This is a genomic window from Blautia sp. AF34-10 (genome assembly GCF_003477865.1).
GTDB lineage: Bacteria > Bacillota > Clostridia > Lachnospirales > Lachnospiraceae > Fusicatenibacter > Fusicatenibacter saccharivorans.
The window spans coordinates 20,485-30,492 of the sequence record NZ_QUED01000032.1 but is presented as its reverse complement, the minus strand read 5'-3'; the positions used below and the strand labels follow the sequence as shown (position 1 = coordinate 30,492).

General features: G+C 46.0%; 6 protein-coding genes and 3 pseudogenes. 5 read left to right on the top strand and 4 right to left on the bottom strand.

Annotation, left to right across the window (positions count from 1 at the left end):
- Positions 1-1,582 precede the first annotated feature (1,582 nt).
- The 5 genes and pseudogenes from DWZ60_RS15225 to DWZ60_RS15200 all read left to right on the top strand — a co-directional run bounded on the left by DWZ60_RS15225 (position 1,583) and on the right by DWZ60_RS15200 (position 6,343).
- A pseudogene (locus tag DWZ60_RS15225) lies at positions 1,583-2,352 on the top strand (ParA family protein).
- Positions 2,352-3,283: pseudogene (locus tag DWZ60_RS15220) on the top strand (ParB/RepB/Spo0J family partition protein). Before DWZ60_RS15225 ends, DWZ60_RS15220 begins: the two co-directional pseudogenes overlap by 1 nt.
- Before the next feature lie 11 nt (positions 3,284-3,294).
- The gene (locus DWZ60_RS15215; protein WP_022461754.1) at positions 3,295-3,810 is read left to right on the top strand and encodes a DUF4446 family protein; all 516 of its coding nucleotides are present in this window, start codon (positions 3,295-3,297) and stop codon (positions 3,808-3,810) included.
- A gap of 325 nt (positions 3,811-4,135) precedes the next feature.
- The gene (serS, locus tag DWZ60_RS15205) at positions 4,136-5,425 is read left to right on the top strand and encodes a serine--tRNA ligase (RefSeq protein ID WP_022461753.1); all 1,290 of its coding nucleotides are present in this window, start codon (positions 4,136-4,138) and stop codon (positions 5,423-5,425) included.
- A 39-nt stretch (positions 5,426-5,464) separates the two neighbouring features.
- A complete protein-coding gene (locus tag DWZ60_RS15200; protein WP_118720408.1) occupies positions 5,465-6,343 on the top strand; it encodes a DUF3881 family protein in 879 nt (292 codons plus the stop codon).
- A gap of 85 nt (positions 6,344-6,428) precedes the next feature.
- Here the strand turns inward: DWZ60_RS15200 and udk are convergent.
- From udk to DWZ60_RS15180, 4 genes and pseudogenes are all read right to left on the bottom strand, one after another.
- Positions 6,429-7,036, bottom strand: a pseudogene (gene udk, locus DWZ60_RS15195) (uridine kinase).
- A 13-nt stretch (positions 7,037-7,049) separates the two neighbouring features.
- A complete protein-coding gene (gene deoC / locus DWZ60_RS15190; protein ID WP_022461750.1) occupies positions 7,050-7,691 on the bottom strand; it encodes a deoxyribose-phosphate aldolase in 642 nt (213 codons plus the stop codon).
- Between the two features lie 247 nt (positions 7,692-7,938).
- A complete protein-coding gene (locus DWZ60_RS15185) occupies positions 7,939-8,874 on the bottom strand; it encodes an ABC transporter permease (protein ID WP_055225933.1) in 936 nt (311 codons plus the stop codon).
- Complete coding sequence (locus DWZ60_RS15180; RefSeq protein WP_117762018.1) at positions 8,874-9,995, bottom strand: ABC transporter permease; 1,122 nt, start codon at positions 9,993-9,995, stop codon at positions 8,874-8,876. Before DWZ60_RS15180 ends, DWZ60_RS15185 begins: the two co-directional genes overlap by 1 nt.
- Between the last annotated feature and the right edge of the window lie 13 nt (positions 9,996-10,008).

Sequence of the window (10,008 nt, the reverse complement as noted above, 5' to 3'; positions counted from 1 at the left end):
AATTTAATAAAAGAGAGAAAACAGAGACGAAAAACTACGTGAAACACGCGAAAATACAGGAAAAATGTAGAAAAGACGGAGAAAATCAAAAATAGAATAGAAAATACGATTATTTTAAAAATAAGAGAGGCGAAAAATGAGAGTGATTTTCGGAAAGCCGGAAAGCAAATCGCTTCTCACTGATCGCCGAAGACCGAAAATCGTAAAAAACGATGTTTCACGTGAAACATTTTGAGAGACGTGAAACGTGAAAAATGAGACAGGGAAAGTGACATAAGTAGAAACGAAAAAATGAGGACGATCTAAAAAATGGCAAAAAGAGGGTGTAAAACGATGGAAGAGGCGGAAAAAGCAAAAAAGATAAAAATGAGTTGAGAAAAGGCAAAAAACGACTGAAAAGGGGAAAATGTAGTATAGACATGGGCGAAAAGAATAAAAACGGGAGGGAGAGGCAGTGAAAGGCAAGAAAATGGTGTGAAATGGCGATGAGGGATAAAAAACGGAGAGAAGGAATAAAAAATGTTGATAAAAGAGAAAAAGTGAGATTGTTTACAAAAAAAAGAGAAAGGTAAGCCAGAAAGATGGAAAAGAGGATAAAAGACGTGGCAGCGAGAGAAAAATATTAAAACCATAAAAACAGAAAAATTATAGTGTAATCAAATAAATCGATAAAAAACAGAAAATGTGCAGCCTGGCCTGTAAAATAAAAAAATCAAAGAAAAACCGCCCGAAAAGAGAAAAACTGGAGAAAAAATGAAAAAGAGGATGTCTCACGGATTATGCCTCTTACTGATGAAAATAAAGAGAAAAATGCTGAAAATTTGAAAAAAGCGAGGAAGAACGATGAAAAAACAGAGCCCTAGTGAATAAAAATACATTTTATATACAAAAGAGACATTTACGATCACCGAACAACCATAAACAGTTTTGATTCCTGATCTATGTATCAATAATATCCTGATAAGTTGATTTTTTCTTCCTAATCACCTGAGATTTCCTTGAAAAAGAGCATCACACGATTAAAATAACGTTTCCAGTATATTTATACCTCAAAAACGTCAAAATTAAAATATTTCACGTGAAACATTTTATAAAAACTGTGTGAAACAGAAAAAAATGTTCTGACATTGCAGAATTACTTGGAAACCATCAAAAAATGCAAAATCATCGCTGAAAAAATTCCAAAAAGCATTTAAACAGCGTAAAAACCGAGAAAAATTATTGTAAAACAGTGCTTTTCAAAATGTTTCACGTGAAACATCGCCAAAAATCTCCAATTTTCTTATGCTTCAAACCGCCTAATCATGCAAAAATGCAGAAAATGTTTCACGTGAAACATTTCCAGTAGTAAAATCCGGCGTAGTATGATAAAATATCTTTGTCCCAAATTGGGGCAATTTTGAGATAGAATCTGAAGAATTCCTCAGATAGACTGGCATAGAAAAGGAGATTTTTCCTATCTATATGCCAAAACACCTGCCGCATGAATCATTTTTTTGAAAGAAGTGCCGGCAGGTCATTTCCTGTAAAAAGGAAAAACTGCAAATGGAAAACAAAAAGATGAAAGGAGGCAATACATATTTTGGGAAGAACAATTGCAATTGCAAACCAGAAAGGCGGCGTAGGTAAATCTACCACCGCAATTAACCTTTCTTCCTGTTTAGGAGAAATGGGACAAAAAGTTCTGACCATTGATATGGACCCGCAGGGAAATACCACCAGCGGAATGGGAGTAGAGAAAAATGAAGTGGAAAATACCATCTATGAGCTGCTTCTTGGAGAGTCAAAACTGGAGGACTGCATCATTCCTCTGAATTTTGACAATCTTTCCCTTATCCCTTCCAATGTCAATCTGGCCGGAGCGGAGATCGAGCTGATCGGGGTGGAAGACAAAGAATTCATCCTGAAAAACGCAATTGATCAGGTCCGCGATCAGTACGACTTCATTATTATTGACTGTCCGCCATCCTTAAATATGCTGACAATCAACGCGATGACCACCGCGGACACCGTTCTGGTGCCGATTCAGTGTGAATATTACGCACTGGAGGGCTTATCCCAGCTTATGCACACGATTGAGCTGGTGCAGGAGCGTCTGAATCCAGAACTGGAGATGGAAGGCGTTGTCTTTACCATGTACGATGCGAGAACGAATCTTTCTCTGCAGGTAGTAGAAAACGTAAAAGACAGCCTGGATCAGAATATCTACAAAACCATTATTCCGAGAAATGTCCGCCTTGCGGAGCACCGAGCTACGGTATGCCGATCAACTATTACGACAAGCGGTCCACCGGTGCAGAGAGCTACCGTCTCCTGGCAGACGAAGTGATTCACAGGGGGGATGAAGAGTAATGGCAGCGAGAAGAGGAGGCTTAGGCAAGGGCCTGGATTCCCTGATTTCACCGGGACATTCGGCCAAAGCAGAAGCAAAAGAGAAACCGGCAAAACCGGAGGTCAAAGTAGTCGAGAAGGTTGTTGAAAAAGTTGTCGAAAAACCAGTCGAGATGAAACTGAAAATCTCCGAAATTGAACCGAACCGCGAACAGCCGCGAAAATCCTTTGACGAGGACGGCCTGATCGAACTTTCGGAATCCATCAAACAGTTCGGAGTTCTGCAGCCGATTTTGGTGCAGAAAAAAGATGATTATTATGAGATCATCGCAGGGGAACGGAGATGGAGGCTGCAAAGCTTGCCGGAATCAAAGAAGTACCGGTCATCATTAAAGATTTTACCGAGCAGGAAGTTGTCGAGATTTCCCTGATTGAAAATATTCAGAGAGAATCTCTGAACCCGATTGAGGAGGCACACGCATACAAACGCCTGATGGAAGAGTTCCATCTCCGCCAGGATGAAATCGCAGAGCGCGTTTCCAAGAGCAGAACGGCGGTTACAAACTCGATGCGTCTCCTGAAACTGGATGACAGGGTACAGCAGATGGTTGTCGATGAAATGCTGACAACCGGTCATGTGCGTACGCTGCTGGCGCTGGAGAATAAAGAACTCCAGTACAATACGGCAATGAAAATCTTCGATGAAAAGCTCAGTGTCCGTGAGACCGAGCGCCTGGTCAAAGAGATCCTGAATCCGAAGGTGAAGAAAGAAAAGAAAGTCAATCTGGAAGAGGAAGCCATCTACGAAGGTCTGGAAGAGAAAATTAAGAGCATCATTGGTACGAAGGTTTCCATTCACCGCGGGGCAAAGCACAAAGGAAAGATTGAGATCGAGTATTATTCCCAGGAAGAGCTCGAGAGAATCATGGATCTGTTTGAATCAATACAGTAAGAGGTAGAATAATGAGCGATTTATTTAGTAAGGTAGGAATTGACCTTGGCGTTGTTGTACTTCTTCTGATTGTACTGATTATCGTGATGATGATTATGACGGTCAGCATGTCGCTGCGTCTGAGCAGACTGAACCAGAAGTACAGAAGCTTTATGAAGGGAAAAGACGCCCAGTCACTCGAAAAGCTGTTTCATCAGCGGTTCAAGGAAATTGACAAACTGAACAAGCAGAATGAGCTGACGAAAAAAAATCTTGCGGATCTGAAAAAGATCCAGGGCATGACGCTGAACAAATACGGAATCGTAAAATATGATGCGTTTGACGATGTGGGCGGAAAGATGAGTTTTGCGCTGGCAATGCTCGACAAAGAAAACACAGGTTTTATCCTGAATGCAATCCACAGCCGTGACAACTGTTTTTTATATCTGAAAGAGATCGTAAAAGGCGAGTCCTATATCATGCTGAGCGCCGAGGAAATCGACGCACTGCGCCAGGCAATTACGATGAATTCGATCGATCTGATGTAGGGCAAAAGTTCACTCGTGCATTCGTGGAGGCAGATTTCATGCTTGCATGAAAATCTGTCTCTATGAATGCACGAAGGGAGCGCCAGGGTATGAGCAAAAAGAGCTGCGAAGCAGCGGAGAGCGCTGAAAGCGCGGTTTTGCGAATGGCGCGGGTGAACTGTAAACAGCATGAAAGAACGCTTGAAAAAATGCATATACTGTTATATGATGGTACTGGAACGCGCCAAACCCGCATAAATGCTGGAAAAACGGCAGTGGTTCCGGGCTGGAAAGAACAAAAAGAATCCCGCCAAAATGAGGGGATAAGATCTACTAGGAGGAAATTATGTTAGACATTAAGTTTTTAAGAGAAAACCCGGAAGTTGTAAAACAGAATATCCGAAATAAATTCCAGGATCAGAAACTGGAGCTGGTTGATAAAGTCATCGAGCTGGATAAAGAAAACCGTGACATCAAACAGGAAGTAGAAGCACTTCGTGCAAAAAGAAACAAAATCTCCAAACAGATCGGCGCACTGATGGGCCAGGGCAAGAGAGAAGAGGCTGAGGAAGTAAAGAAACAGGTAGCTGTTGACGGTTCCCGCATCGAGGCTCTTTCTGCAAGAGAAAAAGAAGTAGAAGAAGAAATCAAGAAGATCATGATGGTGATCCCGAACATCATCGATCCTTCCGTACCGATCGGAAAAGATGACAGCGAGAACGTAGAAGCAGAGCGCTTCGGCGAGCCGGTTGTACCGGATTTTGAAATCCCGTATCACACCGACATTATGGAGTCCTTCGACGGAATCGATCTGGACGCAGCAAGAGAAGTTGCAGGAAACGGATTCTATTATCTGATGGGCGACATTGCACGCCTCCACTCTGCCATCCTTTCTTATGCAAGAGATTTCATGATCGACCGCGGATTTACCTACTGCGTACCGCCTTTCATGATCCACGGCAACGTCGTAAACGGTGTTATGAGCTTCGCTGAGATGGAGTCCATGATGTACAAAATCGAGGGCGAGGATCTGTACCTGATCGGAACCAGCGAGCACTCCATGATCGGTAAATTCATCGACAGCATCATCCCGGAGGAGAAACTGCCTCTGACCCTGACCAGCTACTCTCCGTGCTTCCGTAAAGAAAAAGGAGCACACGGCATCGAGGAGCGTGGTGTTTATCGTATCCATCAGTTTGAGAAACAGGAGATGGTTGTTGTCTGCAAACCGGAAGACAGCATGATGTGGTATGACAAACTGTGGAAGAACACCGTAGACCTGTTCCGTTCCATGGATATCCCGGTTCGTACTCTGGAGTGCTGCTCCGGTGACCTGGCTGACCTGAAAGTAAAATCTGTCGATGTTGAGGCATGGTCTCCGCGTCAGAAGAAATACTTCGAGGTAGGAAGCTGCTCCAACCTTGGTGATGCACAGGCAAGACGTCTGAAAATCCGTGTCAACGGCGAGGACGGAAAGAAATACCTGGCACATACCCTGAACAACACCGTAGTTGCTCCGCCGCGTATGCTGATCGCATTCCTGGAGAACAACCTGAATGCAGACGGAACCGTAAGCATTCCGGAAGTTCTTCGTATGTACATGGGCGGAAAAGAGAAACTGGTTCCGAAACACTAATCGCATAAGAAATACAAAGGAATGAGAGGAGGTGTTCTTATGCACGCTTACCTGAAAACCATTGGATTTTCAAAGATCAAGACGACGAAGGAACTCCAGGAGATTCTTTGTGATGTAGTAGAAAACTACGACCGTAAAAAGATTGTGGAAACAGAAGAACACCACCTTTTTGCTGAATTTTCGAAAGAATATGCATATGACTGTGGTATCACAGTCTGTGGGGAAATTGATGAGAACAACCGTTTCCAGATGGAATATTATTATCCCTATTTCGAGGGCGGGCAGATCAGCTCCTACGAGGAGGTATCGGTGGAGCGCCACGTCGATAAGGAATCGTTTGCAGGCGCCTGCGACGATATGCGGCTTGGCATCACGATGATCTTTTATCTGACGCATGCAGCGGAATATCTTGAGATGAAACAGAAAAATGCGCTGCAGCCGCTTCCGCTCCCGCTTTCTGTCTCCGGTCTTGCAGCGGAAGGAACAATTCTGCTTCCGATCCAGAAAGACCCGGAACAGGTCGAGAAGGAGCGCCGCAGCACGCAGCAGAAGAATTCACTGATCTCGGCTGCCAGAAACGGGGATGAGGATGCGATGGAAAGTCTCACCATGGATGATATTGACACATATGCCATGATTTCCCAGCGTCTGACGAAGGAAGATGTCTTTTCTATTGTAGATAGCTTTTTCATGCCGAGCGGTCTTGAATGTGACCAGTACAGCGTGATGGGTGAAATTACGGAGATGAATACAACGAAGAACGCGGTAACGGGCGAGCAGGTGTATGAGCTCGGCCTCGTCTGCAACGATGTGCCGATAGACATCTGTATCAACGAAAAGGATTTATTTGGAGTACCGGAAGTGGGAAGACGTTTCAAAGGCCAGATCTGGCTGCAGGGAATGCTGGAACATCTGTAAGGGAAAAATAAAAAGAGCGAGGGCTGAAAAGAGAAAATTCAGTCCTCGCTCTTTTTTGCAGATTTTTATAACGATAAACGGATGTTTACTGGTTCTGCACCAGATTCAGATGCTTACGCACCCGCTCGATCAGCATTTCAAGCGCAACGGTGTTCTGTCCGCCTCCGGGATGATCACGTCGGCACGGCGCTTGCTCGGCTCTACGAACTGCTCGTGCATCGGTTTTACGGTCGTCAGGTACTGCGTTACAACGCTGTCCAGAGAACGGCCGCGCTCTTTTACATCGCGCAGGATCCGGCGGAGAATCCGCACGTCCGCATCGGTATCGACAAAGACTTTGATGTCCATCAGATCGCAGAGATCCTTCTCAACGAAGAGGAGAATGCCCTCGAGCACGATAACCGGGGCAGGATGGACCAGAATCGTTTTATCCGAGCGGTTATGCATGGCATAATCGTAAACCGGCATCTCGATGGATTTTCCGGCTTTCAGCTCGAGAATGTGCTGGCATAACAGGTCGGTATCAAAGGCATCGGGATGATCGTAATTTAATTTGGCACGCTCCTCAAAAGGAATATCGTCATGGCGCAGAATGCTCACTTCATCGCGTCCAAAACTTTCTACCAGCTTATCTGCCAGTGTCGTTTTTCCACTGCCGGTTCCTCCGGCAATTCCTATCAGTATCGTATCCATAAGAAACTCCTTTTTATCCGATGATAGCCAGTGTTGCGCTTGTTCCGAGACGGCTTGCGCCGGCATCTACCATAGCCTGTGCCTCGTCTGCGTTGTGGATTCCGCCGGAAGCTTTTACGCCCATATCCGGGCCTACGGTCTTTCTCATCAGGGCAACATCAGCCGCTTTTGCACCGCCGGTAGAAAATCCGGTGGAGGTTTTTACGAAGTCAGCGCCGGCTTCTTTTGCGAGCTCGCACGCTTTTACTTTCTCTTCATCGGTTAAAAGGCAGGTCTCGATGATGACTTTCAGAACGATGTCCTTGCCGCATACTTCTTTTAAGGTCTGGATATCGGAGCGTACGAAGTCGTATTTGCCGTCTTTGAGGGCTCCGACGTTGATGACCATATCAACCTCCTGTGCACCGTCTTCGATGGCCGCACGGGTCTCAAACGCTTTTACACGGGTATCGGACATGCCCAGAGGGAAGCCGACAACGGTGCAGACTTTGACGTCAGATCCTTTGAGCTTTTCAGCAACGAATTTGGTGTAGTACTGGTTGACGCAGACAGAAGCAAAATCATGTGCAAGTGCCTCGTCGCAGATCTTTGCAACCTGTGCTTCGGTTGCGTCTGCTTTTAAGATAGTGTGGTCAAATAATTTGGTGTTCAGCATAATTTTTTCCTTTCTTTGATGAAAAATAAATCAGAATGATAGAGAAAAGGCAGAGCCGAAAAAACACAGTTCGGATTTAACGGCTCTGCCTTTAAAATTGTAACTATTCAGAGCCACATCTCGATTCCGCTGCGCTGCATCTCGATGTGGCTGCTCGCCATATGAAATTCCAGAAAAAACCGCTCATTCATGCAAGCATGATTCGCAATTTTTTCTTCCATTTCACATGGCTCTGAATAGTTACATATTATCTTGCGCCCTTATCGTACGGAATACCTTCGGCTTTCGGAGCCTGGGAATTCTTGGATGTGAAGGCGAGAATAATCATGGATGCGATAAACGGCATCATGTTGTAAATGTTCTTGGACAGTCCCAGATGGGAGAGGACGGTGGAGTCCGCAATGTTTGCCAGGGAACGGAATACCGCAAAGAATACGGCTGCTCCGGCAATGTGGAACGGTTTCCACTGACCGAAGATCATAACAGCGAGGGCAAGGAATCCGGCACCGGCTACGCCGACTTCGAAGTTCCAGGTGGTAACGGACGGAACGATGTAGGCAAATCCGCCGATACCGCCGAGTGCACCGGAGATGATAACACCGGTGTATCTCCACTGGTATACGTTGATACCAACAGAGTCGGCTGCCTGTGGATGCTCACCGCAGGCACGCAGGCGCAGTCCCCATTTCGTTTTGAAGAGGAACACGTAGCTGCAGATCAGAAGGATGATGCCGATGAACAGGAAGATGTTCACGGTAAATGGTCCGATCTTGTAAATGAAAGCGGCGTTGGTGTAGTTCAGCTTTGCGGAAGCTGCACCGTTTCCGGCATCCGAGCCGTTGTTGAATGCTTTTACCAGGACGATGGCAATGGCAGTAGCCAGCATGTTCAGCGCGGTTCCGCCGATCGTCTGGTCTGCTTTCAGTGTGATGGCGGAGAAGCCAAGCAGCAGAGAGTAGATCATACCGGATACGGCGCTCGCCAGAATGGAAAGTGCCACAAGTGCAGGAGCCGGGAGGTCCGGGAACAGAACCAGGACGAAGACACCGGCAAGGCCGCCGATCGCCATGATTCCTTCCAGCGCGATGTTGATGACACCGCTTCGCTCGGAGAACATACCGCCCATCGCAACGAGCATCAGAACAACGGCGTACAGTAAGGTAAATTTAATTAAAAGGAACATTATTTCTTCTCCTCCTTTCCGTTGTCTGCATTGGCATTTGCTTTCTGCTCTTTTTTGCTCTTGAACAGGTTTGCAACGATGCCCTTGAACAGGGTAACGAATGCGCAAAGGTAAATGATAACGGCAACGATCAGGTCCGCGATCTCCGGCTGATAATATTTCGTAGGCAGGTAAGCACCGCCGACCGAAATATGAGCAACGAAGAGAGCAGCGAAGATAACGCCGATCGGGTTGCTAAGTGCAAGAAGCGCAACCGGGATACCATTAAATCCGATGGCCGGGAGTGCTGTCGATACCTGCGGGTTCCACTCGGATGCACCGGAGAGGAAGTAGAGGCCTGCACCGATTCCGGCAAGCGCACCTGCGATGGTCATGGAGAGAACAACGTTTCTCTTCTCGTTGATGCCGGCGTATTTGGCAGCATCCTTATTGAACCCGCAGGCTTTCAGCTCATAGCCGAAGGTTGTTTTGTTCAGAACGATGTAGATGATGACCGCAATGGCAATCGCAATGAAAATCGCAATCGTTGTGGAACTGGTACGGAAAATGGAGTTCATGCCGCAGTCCGGAATCAGGGATTTCGGAGAAGCGGAGCTTAATTTGTAAGTACGTGTGGTCTTCTGATCATACATGTCCGGGATGGTGTTGTACATCAGCTCATTGACAAGATAAAGACCAATCCAGTTGAACATGATGGAAGTAATAACTTCATTTACGTTGAAGTATGCTTTGAAGATACCAGGAACTGCTCCCCAGATGGCTCCGCAGACCATAGCAGCCAGAAGGCATACATACCATGGCATGTGGAGGATGATGGCAAAATACAGGGCGCCGAAGACACCGACGGTGTACTGTCCGGCAGCACCGATGTTGAACAGACCTGTTTTAAAAGCAAATGCAACCGAAAGTCCGGTCATAATCAGGGGAGCGGACTGAGCGATTTCACTTCCGATTCCTTTCGGCTTTAAGTAAAAGCCGCCTTTGATGATTCGTGTAAATCCATCCACTGCGTTCTCCGCGTTGATGCAGTATAAAATGATAAATCCCACAAGAAGACCGATCACAATACATACAAGAGAAGCGACAATGGACAGAAGAGCGTTTTTCGTTTTTTCGTTCATGCTTTTCTTACCT

Coding starts and splice junctions, on each gene's coding strand:
- DWZ60_RS15185 (WP_055225933.1), bottom strand. CDS start 8,874: ATGTTCCTTTTAATTAAATTTACCTTACTGTACGCCGTTGTTCTGATG.
- DWZ60_RS15180 (WP_117762018.1), bottom strand. CDS start 9,995: ATGAACGAAAAAACGAAAAACGCTCTTCTGTCCATTGTCGCTTCTCTT.
- deoC (WP_022461750.1), bottom strand. CDS start 7,691: ATGCTGAACACCAAATTATTTGACCACACTATCTTAAAAGCAGACGCA.
- DWZ60_RS15215 (WP_022461754.1), top strand. CDS start 3,295: ATGAGCGATTTATTTAGTAAGGTAGGAATTGACCTTGGCGTTGTTGTA.
- DWZ60_RS15200 (WP_118720408.1), top strand. CDS start 5,465: ATGCACGCTTACCTGAAAACCATTGGATTTTCAAAGATCAAGACGACG.
- serS (WP_022461753.1), top strand. CDS start 4,136: ATGTTAGACATTAAGTTTTTAAGAGAAAACCCGGAAGTTGTAAAACAG.